The following is a 15,962-nucleotide window of genomic DNA, read 5'->3' on the forward strand; positions in this document are numbered from 1 at the left end:
AAAGGGATAGCCAGCTTCTGCGCACGGTCGCAAGCTGGCTTCTCTATGTGAAAGGAAGAGCACTTCATGATCGATTTGAATCCATCCCCGAACAGCCCCGCTCCGAGTGAGCTTGGCACGAGCCTTGGTAAGGCTGCTGAATCGGGTACGCGGTTTAACCGTAAAGCGCGTCTAAGGTGGTCCAATAACCTGTTTCGCATGGTTTGCATCGGCAGTACGATCTTTGTATGTTTGGTTCTCTTATGTATCTTAATTCTCATGCTTCGTACGGGCGTTCTTACTTTTGCAGATGTGTCGCTGCGTGAATTCTTTTTCTCCACCAACTGGGACCCGGAAAATGAACATTATGGTGCACTGACCTTTATCCTCGGAACATTTGCTCTTACAGGTCTTACCATGTTGTTTGCCATTCCACTCTCTGTCATCATTGCTGTATTTCTGGCCGAAATGACACCCAAATGGCTTCGCCATATTCTACGACCTGTATTGGATCTGCTGGTGGGTATTCCTTCTGTGGTGTACGGTTTCCTGGGACTAACGATCCTCATTCCATGGCTAAGGGATATTAGTGGACGTGATCTGGCTGACGGATTACTCGCTGCATCTATTGTGCTGACCATTATGGTACTTCCCACGATTAGCCGGATTAGTGACGATGCCATATCTGCCGTACCCAACAAATACCGTGATGCAGCCTATGCACTCGGTACGAACCGATTCCAGACCGTAACTCGTGTTGTCTTACCTGCTGCAAAAGGTGGAATCATGTACGCGGTCATTCTCGGGATGACTCGTACGATTGGTGAGACGATGGCGGTGGTGATGGTTATTGGTAATACAGCGCAGCTTGCCAACAGTCTGTTCACGCCAACAGCTGTACTGACCAGTAATATCGTCATGCAAATCTCTAGCGTTGAATTCGACTCTACCTGGAATCATGGTCTGTACATGATGGGCTTTATCCTGCTCGCGATCTCGATCCTGATGATCGTTATCGTAAGATTGCTTCAGAAGAGAGGGGACCGAAACGTATGAGTGTGAAGAAGCAGGCGAACGCTGCCGTCCCATCTTATTCTTTTGGCAAACGGAGAAGTTCATCGATGGTGATGGATCGGCTCTTTACCGGCATGGTATGGGGCGTTGGTATTGTCGTCATTTTGTTTATTGTTGGACTGTTATTTTTGCTGCTGAACAAAGGATTGCCTCTGCTAAGCTGGGATTTCCTCTACGGTGTTCCTAGTGAGATTGAAGAAGGGGGAGGGATCGGCCCGGCGCTGTTCAACTCGTTCTATGTGTTGATTCTGTCCCTGCTCATCTCCATCCCGATTGGTATGGCGGCAGGCATATATCTGGCAGAGTTTGCACCAAACAATAAGTTAATCGAGACCGTTCGTATTTGCGTGGAGGGATTGTCCTCTGTGCCATCCATCATCTTCGGATTGTTCGGTATTGCCCTGTTTGTAGAATTTTTCGAAATTGGTCTTACCATTCTGGGCGCAGCCGTGAGTCTTGCTTTCTTGAACCTGCCTGTGCTTACCAGGGTAACGGAGGAATCCGTCAGGGCAGTTCCGGTGGAGCTTCGCAATGGATCTTTTGCGCTGGGCTCAACGCATCTTCAGACGATCCGTCAAGTGTTGTTGCCGGTGGCTATCAACGGGATCATGACGGGTATTTGCCTGACGGCAGGTCGGGCATTTGGTGAGAGTGCCGTCATTATTCTAACCGCTGGAGTGTCTACCTCCGGGGAGATGTGGGACTTTAATTTGTTATCGCCGGGAGGGACCCTTGCCGTACATCTCTGGTACATTCAATCGGAAGCCATTGTGCCGGATGCCGAGGAAATTGCGCAGAAAACCACAGCGGTGCTGATCTTTGTGGCGTTGCTCATTAATGTGCTGTTCCGTGTACCCCTGTGGTTGAAAGCACGCAAAAATCAAGCCTGATGAAAGAGGATACCGCCAATCGGTATCGCCTGGAACAACGCTAACTGTGTAAGTTGAATCTGTATATCATTCCATATCAACCCGGGAGGGCGCCTTGTGCAACCTATTATTGAGATCAACAAATTGAATTTGTATTATGGTCAGTTTCAAGCGCTGAAGGATGTTTCCATTGAAATTCCCGAGCGGGCAATTACTGCTTTTATCGGACCATCTGGGTGTGGCAAATCAACCCTGCTGCGTACGCTCAACCGTATGAATGACCGGATACCCGGCACACGGATTGAAGGTACAGTGGCTGTAGGGGGGACCGACATCTACAATGGGGAAGTTCATGTGGAGACCCTTCGCAAGAAGATCGGCATGGTCTTTCAGCAACCGAATCCTTTTCCTAAATCCATCTATGACAATGTGGCTTTCGGCCCCAAACAGCATGGTATTCATGGCAAGAAAAAGCTGGATGAGATTGTAGAGCAGAGTCTGCGATCTGCTGTCCTGTGGGATGAGGTAAAAGACAACCTAAAGCGCTCCGCACTAAGTCTGTCCGGTGGACAACAACAACGTCTCTGCATCGCACGTGCGCTGGCAGTGGAGCCGGATATTCTGCTGATGGATGAGGCAACCGCTTCGCTTGATCCTGTGTCTACCTTCAAGATTGAGGAGCTGACGCATGAATTGAAGGAGCGTTATACCATCGTGATGGTCACGCATAACATGCAGCAAGCCGCTCGCGTATCCCATCAGACGGTGTTCTTCCTGAACGGCGAAGTCGTGGAGTATTCCGCTACCCAGAGCATGTTCGCCGAGCCAGTCGATGTGCGTACGCAGGATTATATTAGTGGTCGATTTGGTTGAATGTTGTGGAATGTGAAAGTCTTTCAGATCTGATCTGAAAGACTTTTTGCTGTTTTTAATTACTTTAGCAGCCCCCGTTGTTCCATCAATTGTGTCGTAACCACCCACAGTCTGTTTTGCATCGCCGCATCTTCGCCAGGATGTATAGGAGTTATAGATGCTCCATTTCCCACATTGAAATATCCTCCCGAAACCTCGCCATACTTCGGTTCCACAGCTAACCGAGTTATGATATCCGCACCCCGGCGCGGGTCGCCAATGTGCAAAAAGTTTAAAATGCGTTCAAGCACACTCGCAAACCATAGCTCTCGTCCAAGACCCGTAACATTAAAGCCAGGATTCAAGGCATTTACGCGAATTCCGGTTCCACGCCATTGTCTGGCTAGTTCACCAGTAAACATAATATTGAGCAGTTTGGTTTTGCCATAGATTGGAGAGGAACCGCGTGCAGTAAAAGGAGTGATATCCGTTAAGTCATCTGGCAATACCAGTGTGCCATGATTCCGCGAAGCTTCAGATGCAACATTGACGACAAGGGCATGGCCCGCCTGAAATAGGGAAGATTGCAATGTGTGCGTTAACAGCCAAGGTGCCAAATAATTCACGGCAATCATCTCGGCAAATCCTTCGGACGTGACTCTCTGTTCAAAAGCATGAAGTCCGGCATTGTTCAGAAGTACGTCTATACGTGGATAAGCGGCTGCAATCTCAAGCCCAACACGTTTTACATCACTCAGTAAGGACAAGTCTCCATAGAAAAATTCAATTTTGGCAGAAGGCATGATTTCCTTGATTTTGTACCTGGTAGCCTCGGCACGTTCCTTGCTTCGGGCTGTGAGTATAAGATGTGCCCCGCGTTTGGCGAGTTCCATGGCTGCAAGCTGCCCTAAACCGCTTGTTGCTCCGGTAATTACAATAATGGGATGTTTAGTTTTCATGAGAAGATCTCCTTTTGACACGAATTTTTGACACGAATAGATTCGGAATTATATAATGGACATAAATCAACTATAAATATTAATTGATATTTGTCAACTATATTTCGAGAAGTCTACTTTCATGTATCTGGGAGAGGGAGTTAACAATAATGAGTGAAAATCCAGTCAAAACCAAAGATAGAGCAACCCTGGAGCTAGCGCTGGGTGAGCAGATTCATGCACTGATCAGTGCTTCGCATGCGCTTAACGTTCGATCTGCCGAGCGTTTTGATGCGAATCTGCAACCTGCCGCTTTTCAACTGGTACGTTGGCTCTACTCCTATGGCCCAACAAGCGCCGCGGCTTTGGCAGAAGCGAATGCAATGGACCGCAGCTCGGTCAGCCGATTAATCAAACAACTCGAAAAGTCGGGATATGTTAGCAAAGAGCAAGACCCCAAGGATCGGCGCGGGGTGTTACTGTCTCTTACGGAACTTGGTCAACAATCGACGGTTGGTGCGCTCAAGGAGAAGGAATCAGCTTTTTATGACCGTATATCCAGATGGGATGATAAGGAACTGGAGCGTTTCACCGCCATGCTCAGGCAGTTTAACGGATTGGAAGAAAAGTGAGAGGAACAATAATACCTGAACCATAGGAGATGTCACCATTGAGTGAGGTAGACTACAAATTTATAGCAAAAGCGGACATCTGGTGATGTCCGCTCGTGAAGTTCCCAGATCATTTATAGTTTCCAGGGAAGCTGCGGGATTTTATATCGGAAACCCTTATTCTCTCCTTTTCTCACATATATCCAAGGTGGTGGGACAGGTGTGCCTAGTGCTTTATACAAGACCGTTCCTTCATCGCTTACGGAATATGCTTCGATACTACTTTGGATATCATCCCAATGAATCTTACCTTGGTAAGACAGTGTCTGCCCTTGAATGATAACATGAGGTGCACCTGAAATAACTCTCTGCGTTGTGTTGAGAATTCCAACCTTCCCTGAGTACAACATCACGAACTCGCTCACGAAAAGTATGATAATCAAAATGACTATGCTCACAATCCAACGCTTTTTTCTCATTTTGTGACCTCCACTACCTAGGGATCATTCCCTCATAGTTAATGTCTTTTAATGACATAATCTCGTCAGAGATGGTATTGATTTTGACTGAATAGGGCTTAATAGCTTGCAGGAATTCATTAATGGTTTTCTTGCGAATCTCATCAAAGACGGCAGATGTTATGTGATTCTCTTTTAATACGTTATCGTTCATTATGACTTGTTTAGAATAACTAACTGAATTACTATAATCGATTAGATGTGTAACCCCCGTGAATTTGCCACTAGTTAATGTACCTTTGGAGAATTCGGATGGTTTAATCCCAATATATTTTTCAGAAGAACCGTGTTTCTTTTTATAATTGATAATCGTGTCAAAAAAGTCCTTATCCCCAGTTAACTTTTCGTTGAAATAATCATTTTTGAGAGCAATCGTAGTCGTATGATCGGTATATCCTAGTGAGACAGTATCTGAAGAGTGGATTGCGTAATATCCCTGAGACATCTTGCCCTGATTGAATGTTCCATCGTTAATGGTGTTGTTGTAACGGTCATGTACAGGGTAAACCTTGCCATCAGAAGTAAGATACTGTACTTCTAACCATTGCGTAATTTCTTTTCCTTTACCATGATATGTATCATTAATCCATGATCCGGTGTAGGTTTTTGTAGTGAATTCACCTGTTCCATGGCCCATATTAGATTCATTGTAATCCTCAAAGGGGACACCTCCACCTTCAACTAATGTATATGTATACTTGCCTTTTCCTTGCCGCTTACCACTCACCCAATCCCCAGAGTAAACTTCGGTTTCTCCCCATCTCGCGGTTCCTTTACCATGAGGTTTCCCGTTTAATACTTCACCATAGTACGTCCCTCCATCTGACAATTTTAAGTTTACTTTCTTCGATGCTGCTTCTGTTGGAGTAGAGCTTGATAATAGTACAATGATAACGATGATCGTTAATCCAAAACCTAGATAGAATCTTTTCAAAAGTGTGCAACTCCTTCAATGAATAATGATCTTTGCGTTATTTTGCCATCTTCAACATTATCGGTTTATGTATCGTATTTTTCCAGTTTAAATATAAAGTGGAGATAGGTCGGACTTCACAAACAACTCGCCCCCATTTCACAAAAGTAAAGATGTAAAAGCTGATACAAAATCCCGCTCAACCCAAAGTACCTGCGGCTTCAGGGCATATTATGCCTATGATTCGTGGCTACTGTTTCTATACTCAGCGTATACGCAATCCTGATTTTTTTACAAAACCCACTATCTTCTACACTTCATCATTCCGCCTACGCCAGTTCTCCTCCTAATGATCCACAGCAGTGGTGGAACTTTCCTGAATCGTGAACAATCTCTGAATTTTGCATCACCTCCTATTTGCAGCGTTATCCCTAGATTCACTCCCTCAATATGGAGCAGTATAGAGTATAACTTCGTTAAGATAAGTTAGAAAAACCTTTAACGGAATATGAAAGAATGCAGGTATATGTAAAATTTTAAACACATGCTTCCAGGCCGTTGACCCTGCCCCCAAAAGCCTCTTATATTTACTTCCGACACAACAACTCAGAACGGGTGGTGGGATGATTTTGTTCAATAATAAAGGCAAGAAAATGCTCGCTATGCTTACACTTATACCTTTGGCTACAGGGATGGTCATGGGAGCTTTCCCTGCTGCGATAACGTATGCAGATGCGGGAGATAACACACCAACCAACAGCTCGGTAACAGGTTCTTGGCAAACGGGAGATTTGCATGTACATACGTTTGAGTCCGATGATGCACAGGTTTCACTGGAGAACGTGCTCGACGCGGGTTTAACCAAATATGGGCTGGATTGGATCGCGCTTACGGATCATTTGCGGTTATCCAAGCGAGATCACAACGGGAACGACATTTCGGGTGGACCAATACCCATGTCCCAAGGGATGAATGAATATCAGGTACCACAGATCAAGGCACTTCAGGATGCAGGCAAATATGCAGGTAAAACGATCTTCTCCGGTTTCGAATGGGACATGCCAACACATGAACACGTTGGGGTGGGGATTCTTACAGATGAGCCGAACTCAACCGAAGCGCTGAACGCTGCCAAGGAATTCGAATACCGTTTCACGAATCGTGCAGCGAACCTGTTTAATGCGGCTGACGTAGCCAAATGGGATCAGAACGGAGGGCGTGCCTACACGACCCATCAGGATGCCTTAACCGCCATCAATTGGCTCGCTACGAACTATCCAATGACAAGTTATGCGATGATCAACCATCCTTCACGCGGCAAAAACAAATATACCATCGCGGACTTCCGTGATTTCAACGATCTGGCTCCACAAGTGGTATTTGGTATCGAGGGCATGCTGGGTAACCAGATGGAACCGGATCGTGGAGGGTACAACACAAGCTACAATGTAGCTAATCCGACCGCTGATGATGGATACAAATACCGTACATACGGCGGTGTAGACTATATGGTTGCCAAGGTTGGCGGACTATGGGATGCATTGCTTGGAGAAGGACGTCACTTCTGGAACTATGGCAATTCGGATTACCACTTTAAGACAATTGGCACGAATTCCAGTGGTTATTTTCCGGGCGAATATGCCAAGACCTATTCCTGGGTTGAGGGTAAAGGGGTGCAGGCTGTTCTGGATGGACTGCGTTCGGGGAAATCATTTTCCGTATTTGGTGACCTGATCAACGCACTGGATTTCACGGCTTCCGGAGCGGGTGCTCAGGTTGAGATGGGCGGAGACCTTAATGTGACTCAAGGCGATGAAGTTGAGCTGAAGATCCGCTTCAAGAGTCCAACGACGAGCAACAACTATGAAAATCCAATCAACAGCGGCACGTCTGCTGGACAAGTACCCGTGGTGGATCACGTCGATCTCATCGCTGGGGATGTGACAGCCAAGGCACAGAAGGGCACAGCCGCATATACCAAAGATACCAACGACTCTACCAAAGTACTGGCTACCTTTACATCCAACGATTGGACGACAGATGCCGAAGGCTATAATGTCATCACGTACAAAATCAAAGCTACAGATCAGGACAAGTATTTCCGCCTGCGCGGTACGAATCTGGGCATGAACGTGACAGGTGAGACTGTAAATGGTGAACCACAGCTTGATCCGAAAAATACGACAGCGGATGCAACGACCCGTTTTAATCAAATTAACGATAGCAACTATCGCGATCTGTGGTTCTACTCCAACCCAATCTTCATGAGTGCCACACCTTACAGTGACGCACAGGCTGTAACCGATACGCTTCAAGCAATTGATCTGGGCGATCTGAACGCGGTCCATTCCGATCTCACCCTTCCTGTCGAAGGGAAACATGGGGCAACGATTAGCTGGTACAGCTCCAAGCCGGAACTAATGAATAACGAGGGCAAGCTGCTAACGCAACCGGACAATAATGAGCGACTTGAACTGATGGCAACTGTGCAACGTGGCACGGAGTCACAACCCAAAACGTTCACTGTCATTGTGGAAGGCAAGAATAATCAGGCGCTGGTGTTAAAAAGCAACATGACTACCGCTGACGGCCAGCCGTATCACACGGATACATGGACGAACCAGTCCGTAACCGTTAGTGTAACCAGCGCAGTATACGCGCCTGCTACTTCCGCGATCATCGAGTTGTCCCGTGATGGAGGGCAGACGTACGAACCATACACAGAGAATACACCTTTGGAGGTAACGGAGCCGGGAGAGCACAACCTTTTATTCCGAGCAACCGATGATCTGGAACAAACGTATACTTTACCTCTGGTCATTAAAATAGACCGTGAGATTCCAGTCATCACCCTGCAAGGTAGCAGCCAGATGACGCTGAATGTGGGAGATACGTACAACGAGCCTGGCGCACAGGCTTTTGATAATATCGGCATCCGTGGTTCCGTGCAGGTGGATGGCACGGTGAACACACAAGCAGCAGGGATCTACACCCTTCGGTATAACGTGAAGGATATCGCTGGTAACGAAGCACAGGAAGTTATCCGTACCGTCACTGTACAAGCCCGCACAGGCAATGGTAGCGGGGGTTCAGGTGGAGGTAATGGAGGCAACTCCGGTGGGAATTCTGGAGGAAGTACACCAAGTGTGCCAACAACGCCTACTGTTCCAACCACACCAACCAACCCGGAAACGGGGGCAGATTCATCCACTGAAGTGAAGGTAGAGGTGGATGCGAATCAGCCGGTCCAAACGGGTTTGAAAGACATCGTGCAATTCAATGTTCCATCGGGAGCCATTGGTTCCAAGGATACGCTGCAAGTATCTGTGGTTGCCAAGGACAAGTTGCAGAATATAGCTTCCCTGAATGTACTTGGACAAGCTGTACAGATCAGCCGCAGTGGCGGAAGAACGTTGAATGATCAGGCGGCATTGAGCCTGAATGTGGATTCGGCAGATCTGCCGAATGGCACCCAACCTGCAATCTACTATTATAATGAAGCTCGTCAGAGCTGGGTATTTATCGGTGGCAAGACGAATGCAGCAGGAAGCATAACGGCTAATGTTAATCATCTGGGTACATTTGTTGTGTCCAGTTACACACCGGTGAATCTGTCTGACCTGAATGGACACTGGGCTTCTAACTACGCAGATCGTTTGTTGGGCATGGACGTGATTCAAGGTTACACAGATGGTACGTTCCAACCATCGAAGAAGATCACACGGGCAGAGTTTGTTACGTTGCTCAGTAAGGCGCTGGCATTGAAGTCCGTGGAGTCGGATCTGACATTTGCAGATCAAGGTAGTCTGCCAGACTGGGCGAAAGGTGATATTGCCGCAGCCGTGCAAGCCGGAATCGTGAACGGCTACGGTGATAATACATTTAAGCCCGATCGGACGATTACGCGTGCCGAGATGGCAGTCATGATGGCGAATGCGCTGAAAGCAAGTTCAGATGCACAAGCCGGAATGTCTGGTAATACATCCGTTAAACCAAGTTTCACCGATGCATCGCAGACGCCATCTTGGGCACAAGAAGCACTGGATGCAGCGGTGCAAGCCAAGATTGTGAGCGGATATATGGACCATACGGTTCGTGCAGGAAGTGAAACGACCCGAGCGGAAGCTGCGACGATGATCTATAAGTTGTTGCTCGCCATGTACGTGTAAGAAGTAACAAAGAGAATTAACCGTATTTACAGCAGATATAATGTAGATAAAAAACTGATATCCTTTTGGGGTATCAGTTTTTTTGAGATTAAGAGTTGCTCATCTCTTCGGGGGTGGCATGTAAGAAGGTCCATTGCTGTAATTCACGAGACGAAAGGGCAAGTTACTGTGATAGAATGAGTTAGGTTTGGATGATGAAACGGTGGGGGCTAGAACATGAACAAAACGGAGCGGCAGCTTGCGATTACGCTTGAATTGCAGCGAAGAAAGATGCTACGAGCAGAAGATTTAGCTGCTCAATTGGAGACAAGTGTACGTACGATATATCGAGATATTCAGGCATTAAGTGAGGCTGGTGTTCCGATTATGGGAGCTCCGGGTCATGGGTATTCCCTGATGGAAGGATATTTTCTGCCCCCGGTAAGCTTCACCGCAGAAGAAGCGGTATCCCTGCTTATGGGAGCTGATTTTATCGAACAGAGATTGGATACAGAATACGCGATGGAGGCTAAGTCGGCTCAACGGAAAATTGAAGCGATTTTACCAGAATCCGTTCGAAACGAATCCACGCGTGTTCGGGAAACGATGCGACTGCTTCATACGGTTGAACCTTTAACCCGAGCGCGGGTGAAAACATACCTTAACCAGATACGTAATGCCATTCTGGATCAACGTAAAATCAGCTTTATGTACCTGAAAAAAATTCCAGGAACGGATGGCAATCGGTATAACATGCGTGAGGTTTCACCCTATGGACTCTCACTGGTTCAGGAAAATTGGGTGTTAATTGCACGTTGTGATCTAAGGCAAGACATTCGTCATTTTCGTTTGTCACGCATGACTGAACTTTCCGTGCTGGAGGATCAATTCCTTTTGCCACCGGATTTTGATCTAAACAGTTATCGACCTCCTGACGACCGTAACGAACACATATTAATCAGGGCAAAACCCGAAATTGCTGACAAAGTTATGGAGGCACTTCATTTTTATATGGATGCATTTGAGGAGCAAGAGGAAGATGTGATTTTTCATTTTCGTGTCCGCTACCCGGAGGAAATATTGCATTATTTACTTGGCTGGGGTGGAGATATCGAGGTCTTGGAACCGGAGTCTTTACGCTTCCGAATGCAGGAATTAGCCAAAAACATCTTAAAACACTACTGACATACACCTGTCAGTAGTGTTTTTTTATACTTTGATATATCACAGATCAAGAGGAGTGGGTTGAAGGATGAGAAGTACAACGGAAGTATTGAAATCATTGGAAACGGCAGACAGCAGATATTGGATTGGTGTTGTATCTGCTTCTCATGTGAATGTAGCCGTAGAGGGAGGGTTTGCGCAGTTGTGCCATGGCAAGTCCGCACTGTTGCGACAGATGTCCGCGGGTGATTGGCTGATATACTATTCTCCACGCACAGACATATCAACAGGGCAGCCACTTCAGGCTTTTACCGCTATTGGTCAAATTACGGACGACAGGATATACCAATATCAGATGTCGGAATCCTTTATACCCTTTCGCCGAGATCTCCGTTATCTTCCGTGTCGAGAAGTAAAGATCGCAACGTTGTTAGACCAACTTAGTTTTACACGCGGGAATCGCAATTGGGGGTTTCCATTTCGTAAAGGTCACTTTGAAATTGGGGCTGAAGACTTTATGATGATAGCTTCCTCCATGTTGGAAGATGAGACACAGTCACTACTAAATATTAGCTTAAGCCAGAAATGTTAACCAAACCAAAAGGTCCATAGATTGTCTATGGACCTTTTTGCTTTATGGATAATCATATCCTCCACCGTTGATATTACATTTGCGAAGACGCTGGATGCCCAAGGAAAGACCTTTAATTGCCCCGTATTTCTCAATAGCTTGAATCATATACACAGAACAGCTTGGTTCAAAACGACATTTATTCCTCACTTCAATGGGGGCAAAACGTTGATAAATTCTAATACTCCATATCAGGATTGCTCTAACACGTCGTAGAACGATGAAGAACATACTTGCTATGAAAACAATCTGGGCACTTAGCAAAGCATATACTGGAATGAATGGATTCAAGAGATAGAAACAGATCATAGAGATGATTAGACCTGCGAATAATGCAAGTGTAACGTTAAGCAAAGACTTCAACCAATCAATTTCTGGAATAACATGAGTTCTTATATAGAAACTGCTTCGAGGATCGTTTTCTTCATGATGTGTATGTAAGAGTCTAATAAGTTCTTCTTCGGATGGCATGTTATTATATATCAGTTCCTCAGATTCTGAGTTTCTCATGATTGTTGTACTATTATTAAATCTCTCTGTAGAAAATCAGCATATAATGATGCGTTGTAACAGGTTGCTGGAGACAACCGGGCTTCTCGGTGACGGCTAGCGACTCCATGGATTGATAGATCCATCCGGATTGTGCTTTGTGATTGATGATATCCGCAAATAAATTAACAGCAGCCTGAGTATCACCTCGGTTTACTTGAACATTTTTCGGACCTGGAACGACTGTGTACTCTCTCATTTAAATCATCCTTTCGTATGTTGGAATTATGGCAATAGACATTCCATTATTTTACTATGGGTATGGTGAACTGTCGATTGAAACTTATTAGATGATATTAAATTAAATGATAGGCCATCTAACAGGATGGTCTTTGTTGCTATTAAGGTTTAAATTTAAGTGGAAAAGTCAATAAAAGCTCTGTAAGCAACGCTGTACAATCCACTGAAAACCAGTACAATTGAACCTATAAGAACATGAGATAAAGAGAGGAATTTCTCCATGACGGATACAAGTGGGAATCGTAAAGTTGACGGCTATTTGAAGAAACTCAAAACGTGGAAGGAAGAGTCCGCAAAGCTGAGAGAGATTATTCGGGATTTTGAACTGACAGAGGATATGAAGTGGATGCATCCTTGTTACATGCTGGATGGGAAAAACATCGTTTTAATCCATGGATTCAAAGAATACGTGGCCATTCTGTTCTTCAAAGGTGCTCTACTGAAGGATACACACGGCATTTTGGTCCAGCAAACGGAGAATGTACAGGCAGAACGCCAGCTTCGCTTCACCAGTCTGGAGCAGATTGTGGAGCAGGAGGCTATGATCAAAGCCTATATCCAGCAAGCGATTGAAGTGGAACAAGCCGGACTGCAAGTGGAAATGAAAAAAACTGCCGAATATAGCGTTCCTGAGGAACTTCAACAGCAATTCGATGAGAATCCTGCTTTCCGAGATGCATTTGAAGCACTGACACCCGGACGGCAGCGGGCATATCTCTATTATTTCTCACAACCGAAGCAATCCAAAACAAAAGTGTCACGAATCGAGAAGTACATGCAGCCGATCCTGGAGGGCAAAGGATTGAATGATTAATCTTATAACAATATATTTGAGGGAAATTAAGAGTAAAAGCGAGTTGAGAGCCTTTCAGATATAATCCGAAAGGCTTTTTGCTGTTTTTGCTAAAAGTATAGATAACAGGAGAGTGTCCCATATGATTCGAACTTACCAATACTACGCAATTTTTAATTTTGCTGAAGATGGAATTAATGTTACATTTCCTGATCTGCCCGGATGTATCACCTGTGGCGAATCAATTAATGAAGCATTAGTGATGGCGAAAGAAGCACTAGAATTATTTTTGGATGGAGAACCTGTTGAAGATATTCCGCCTTCTCAAAGAATAATGCCTCAATTATTGAATCCTAAAGATAAAGCGTATTTAATTGAAGCAAGTATTACATATTATTGATGAACTCTATGTTTACATATCTGAATTCACCAAACTGAGTTTAGAACATCGTCGACTTCTTTGATTCTTGTGACAGATGGTGTTTGAATTAGATTTCCTTTGACCATGACCATAGAGATGTCTGACAAGGCCTCGATATGTTCCAGCGGATTTTGCTCCATGATAATCAGATCGGCATGTTTCCCGATATCCACCGTCCCTGTAACATCGTCAACTCCCAGGATTTTCGCATTGGTTCGGGTCACCATGTCGATGACCTGTTTGTTGTTCAGGTTGGTCTGTCTCATGTAATGGTCCATCTCTCTCCACATATCATAGTGAGTCACGTAAGGCATGGCGGCATCCGTGCCTATTCCTATGGTGATGTCGTTTTCGATCGCTTGCTTGACGCCCTTAAGCATGGAATCGTAGACGAGTCTGGAGTTCTCTTTTACCGTTGTACTTACCTTCGTTACGCTGGTATCCAGTGAGGCGGATGGATAAGCGGCTTGCAGGGTGGGGATGAGTGCGGTATAGCCATTCAGGGCATTGGGATTATTTTTGTACAAACGAATGATTTCGTCATCCATCTCCGAACCGTGCTCAATGGTATCGACGCCACCTTGTAACGCAACCCTTACGCCTTCCGTGCTTTCCACATGAGCTGCCACCCGCAAACCGATCTTGTGGGCTTCATCGCAGATCGCCGCAACTTCCTCCACCGTCATCTGCAAACGGCCAGCTTCGCCCACCATCTTCGCATCTGTCACGCCACCCGTCACACAGATTTTGATCAGATCGACACCGTGTTTCACATTGATACGCACATTCTTTCTGGCTTCCCACGGAGAGTCGCCCACAAGAGCCAGGAATGGAGCACCATGTCCGCCCGTCACACTTAGGAAAAACCCAGAGACGAGCAGATTAGGTCCGACAAAGTCGCCGTTATTAATCTCATCCCGCAGCTGGACGTCCGTGTAAAAGAACTCCCCCACACTGCGCATCGTTGTTACACCCGCATGGAGTGCGGTCAGTGCATTGCGTTTCATTTCTTTTTTCAAAACGTTTCTGCCAAACTTGGTGTTCAATATCCGATCATAGGCAAACTGCAACAGGCCTTCACTGACCGAGAGACCGAACGGTTTTCCATCTGCAAAGAGGTGCACGTGGGCATTGATCAGTCCAGGCATTACGTATTTACCTGAGAGGTCGATTGTTGTGTAGTGACTTGGGATATTCAGATCATGATCTCGTCCGATATCCTGAATAAGTCCTTGTTCATTGACGAGAATGGTCATGTTATTTTGCAGATTGCGGCTTGAGTCGCCGTGGATCAGATGGACGTTTTTCAATGCGTAAGCGGTGTTCATGTTGTGTTCCTCCTTTGGATATAGGTGAAGCGAGTAGTTAAGGTAAAGAAGATAACTGTTTTAATAATGAATAATTAATTCATTTTTAGGTTAAAAAAATAGCCAGATCTATGATGAAGTTTTTTTGCGTGCAAACCAAGTGAAGTTGATCTGATCTGCACGCTTTGTCTACCTGGCATGAGTGATGAGATGGAGCGTTATTCGTTGAGACTCTTCATACCATACAGTCTGTATACATACAACGCTTCGAATATTTGCTTCCGGCTGTCCTCACTCATATCCCGCTTCAATAGATCCAGGTTCATGTCGATCACATTGTGCGCGAGAATGTTCAACAAGATCAAGTTCTCCTCGGTGCCAATCTCATATCGTTTATATTGATTCTTGAGATAGGCCTTCTTGGTTTCGATCATCAACTCGACAAGCTCATTCTTGGCGTTGGTGTAGATGGTGCCTTTATTCTTTTCGAAGATGATGACAATCTGATTCCGGTATTTACGTAGCACATCTACCTGTTCCTGCAACAGCGCCGACTTTCGCTCGCTATCCGTTTCCTCGAACAAGGTCTGATTATCAAAGTGAATCGTCTCCACCAGCACATTTTTTAGATAATCCACGAGATCCGGCGGCACGACGGCGTAAAATAGTTCTTTCTTGTTCTTAAAATAAGTATAGATATTGCCCACGGAAATATTGATTTCATTCGCGATATCGCTCATCTTGGCATCCACATAGCCTTTTTCAAAAAAGACTTTGAGCGCCGCGTATTCAATCTCTTTCCTGACTTCTTCTTTCTTGGCTTGCACCATCGGAAACGTCTCCTTAATAGTGAATGAATGATTCGTTATTAGGGTAGACCTTTTTGAGAGGAATGTCAAATGAGTAAAACAAAAGTGATTTATATGGCTTATTTCACCTACAGTAGACATGTTTA

Annotated in this window: 15 protein-coding genes; 9 read left to right on the forward strand and 6 right to left on the reverse strand. The window is 45.4% G+C overall.

Translation table 11 applies throughout. From position 1 onward, the window contains the following. Nucleotides 1-66: 66 nt before the first annotated feature. The 3 genes from pstC (at nt 67) to pstB (ending at nt 2,795) form a co-directional block, all read left to right on the forward strand. On the forward strand, nt 67-1,035 hold the full coding sequence (gene pstC / locus MKX68_RS18875) for a phosphate ABC transporter permease subunit PstC (protein WP_340913623.1): 969 nt from the start codon (nt 67-69) through the stop codon (nt 1,033-1,035). Next, nucleotides 1,032-1,943: a phosphate ABC transporter permease PstA gene (gene pstA / locus MKX68_RS18880; RefSeq protein WP_340913626.1), complete on the forward strand. Its 912-nt coding sequence runs from the start codon at nt 1,032-1,034 to the stop codon at nt 1,941-1,943. Before pstC ends, pstA begins: the two co-directional genes overlap by 4 nt. Nucleotides 1,944-2,039: 96 nt before the next feature. After that, nucleotides 2,040-2,795: a phosphate ABC transporter ATP-binding protein PstB gene (pstB, locus tag MKX68_RS18885; RefSeq protein ID WP_340913628.1), complete on the forward strand. Its 756-nt coding sequence runs from the start codon at nt 2,040-2,042 to the stop codon at nt 2,793-2,795. A 59-nt stretch (nt 2,796-2,854) separates the two neighbouring features. Here pstB and MKX68_RS18890 read toward each other — a convergent pair whose 3' ends face one another. Further along, complete coding sequence (locus MKX68_RS18890) at nt 2,855-3,733, reverse strand: SDR family NAD(P)-dependent oxidoreductase (RefSeq protein WP_340913630.1); 879 nt, start codon at nt 3,731-3,733, stop codon at nt 2,855-2,857. 149 nt (nt 3,734-3,882) lie between these two features. On the opposite strand from MKX68_RS18890, the gene MKX68_RS18895 reads away from it, so the two are divergent. Continuing rightward, nucleotides 3,883-4,344, forward strand: coding sequence for a MarR family winged helix-turn-helix transcriptional regulator (locus MKX68_RS18895; protein WP_076252854.1), 462 nt, complete (start codon nt 3,883-3,885; stop codon nt 4,342-4,344). Nucleotides 4,345-4,815: 471 nt separating this feature from the next. On the opposite strand, the gene MKX68_RS18900 is transcribed toward MKX68_RS18895, so the two are convergent. Continuing rightward, complete coding sequence (locus tag MKX68_RS18900) at nt 4,816-5,775, reverse strand: hypothetical protein (protein WP_340913634.1); 960 nt, start codon at nt 5,773-5,775, stop codon at nt 4,816-4,818. Between the two features lie 608 nt (nt 5,776-6,383). On the opposite strand from MKX68_RS18900, the gene MKX68_RS18905 reads away from it, so the two are divergent. The 3 genes from MKX68_RS18905 to MKX68_RS18915 all read left to right on the forward strand — a co-directional run bounded on the left by MKX68_RS18905 (nt 6,384) and on the right by MKX68_RS18915 (nt 11,658). Beyond that, on the forward strand, nt 6,384-9,923 hold the full coding sequence (locus MKX68_RS18905; RefSeq protein WP_340913636.1) for an S-layer homology domain-containing protein: 3,540 nt from the start codon (nt 6,384-6,386) through the stop codon (nt 9,921-9,923). 216 nt (nt 9,924-10,139) lie between these two features. After that, complete coding sequence (locus MKX68_RS18910) at nt 10,140-11,087, forward strand: helix-turn-helix transcriptional regulator (protein WP_340913638.1); 948 nt, start codon at nt 10,140-10,142, stop codon at nt 11,085-11,087. Between the two features lie 67 nt (nt 11,088-11,154). Next, nucleotides 11,155-11,658 carry an EVE domain-containing protein gene (locus tag MKX68_RS18915; protein ID WP_340913640.1) on the forward strand — a complete coding sequence of 168 codons (504 nt, stop codon included), beginning with the start codon at nt 11,155-11,157 and terminating at the stop codon, nt 11,656-11,658. Nucleotides 11,659-11,700: 42 nt separating this feature from the next. On the opposite strand, the gene yidD is transcribed toward MKX68_RS18915, so the two are convergent. Both yidD and MKX68_RS18925 read right to left on the reverse strand, forming a co-directional pair. Next, nucleotides 11,701-12,207 (reverse strand): membrane protein insertion efficiency factor YidD, encoded by a 507-nt coding sequence (yidD, locus tag MKX68_RS18920; protein ID WP_340913642.1) that lies wholly within the window; start codon nt 12,205-12,207, stop codon nt 11,701-11,703. A gap of 16 nt (nt 12,208-12,223) precedes the next feature. Further along, entirely contained in the window at nt 12,224-12,445 is a 222-nt protein-coding gene (locus MKX68_RS18925; RefSeq protein WP_100529170.1) for a hypothetical protein, read from the reverse strand. Nucleotides 12,446-12,706: 261 nt separating this feature from the next. On the opposite strand from MKX68_RS18925, the gene MKX68_RS18930 reads away from it, so the two are divergent. Further along, a complete protein-coding gene (locus tag MKX68_RS18930; protein WP_338588229.1) occupies nt 12,707-13,300 on the forward strand; it encodes a YdeI/OmpD-associated family protein in 594 nt (197 codons plus the stop codon). A 121-nt stretch (nt 13,301-13,421) separates the two neighbouring features. Beyond that, nucleotides 13,422-13,679 (forward strand): type II toxin-antitoxin system HicB family antitoxin, encoded by a 258-nt coding sequence (locus MKX68_RS18935; protein WP_076319932.1) that lies wholly within the window; start codon nt 13,422-13,424, stop codon nt 13,677-13,679. 26 nt (nt 13,680-13,705) lie between these two features. On the opposite strand, the gene MKX68_RS18940 is transcribed toward MKX68_RS18935, so the two are convergent. Further along, nucleotides 13,706-15,028: an amidohydrolase family protein gene (locus MKX68_RS18940; protein ID WP_340913645.1), complete on the reverse strand. Its 1,323-nt coding sequence runs from the start codon at nt 15,026-15,028 to the stop codon at nt 13,706-13,708. Nucleotides 15,029-15,225: 197 nt separating this feature from the next. Next, nucleotides 15,226-15,837, reverse strand: a complete 612-nt coding sequence (locus MKX68_RS18945; RefSeq protein ID WP_340913647.1) for a TetR/AcrR family transcriptional regulator — start codon at nt 15,835-15,837, stop codon at nt 15,226-15,228. Nucleotides 15,838-15,962: the final 125 nt, after the last annotated feature.

The organism is Paenibacillus sp. FSL M8-0212 (genome assembly GCF_038004645.1).
Lineage (GTDB): Bacteria > Bacillota > Bacilli > Paenibacillales > Paenibacillaceae > Paenibacillus.

Coding starts and splice junctions, on each gene's coding strand:
- pstC (WP_340913623.1), top strand. CDS start 67: ATGATCGATTTGAATCCATCCCCGAACAGCCCCGCTCCGAGTGAGCTT.
- pstA (WP_340913626.1), top strand. CDS start 1,032: ATGAGTGTGAAGAAGCAGGCGAACGCTGCCGTCCCATCTTATTCTTTT.
- MKX68_RS18890 (WP_340913630.1), bottom strand. CDS start 3,733: ATGAAAACTAAACATCCCATTATTGTAATTACCGGAGCAACAAGCGGT.
- MKX68_RS18895 (WP_076252854.1), top strand. CDS start 3,883: ATGAGTGAAAATCCAGTCAAAACCAAAGATAGAGCAACCCTGGAGCTA.
- MKX68_RS18910 (WP_340913638.1), top strand. CDS start 10,140: ATGAACAAAACGGAGCGGCAGCTTGCGATTACGCTTGAATTGCAGCGA.
- MKX68_RS18915 (WP_340913640.1), top strand. CDS start 11,155: ATGAGAAGTACAACGGAAGTATTGAAATCATTGGAAACGGCAGACAGC.
- yidD (WP_340913642.1), bottom strand. CDS start 12,207: ATGAGAAACTCAGAATCTGAGGAACTGATATATAATAACATGCCATCC.
- MKX68_RS18925 (WP_100529170.1), bottom strand. CDS start 12,445: ATGAGAGAGTACACAGTCGTTCCAGGTCCGAAAAATGTTCAAGTAAAC.
- MKX68_RS18930 (WP_338588229.1), top strand. CDS start 12,707: ATGACGGATACAAGTGGGAATCGTAAAGTTGACGGCTATTTGAAGAAA.
- MKX68_RS18935 (WP_076319932.1), top strand. CDS start 13,422: ATGATTCGAACTTACCAATACTACGCAATTTTTAATTTTGCTGAAGAT.
- MKX68_RS18940 (WP_340913645.1), bottom strand. CDS start 15,028: ATGAACACCGCTTACGCATTGAAAAACGTCCATCTGATCCACGGCGAC.
- MKX68_RS18945 (WP_340913647.1), bottom strand. CDS start 15,837: ATGGTGCAAGCCAAGAAAGAAGAAGTCAGGAAAGAGATTGAATACGCG.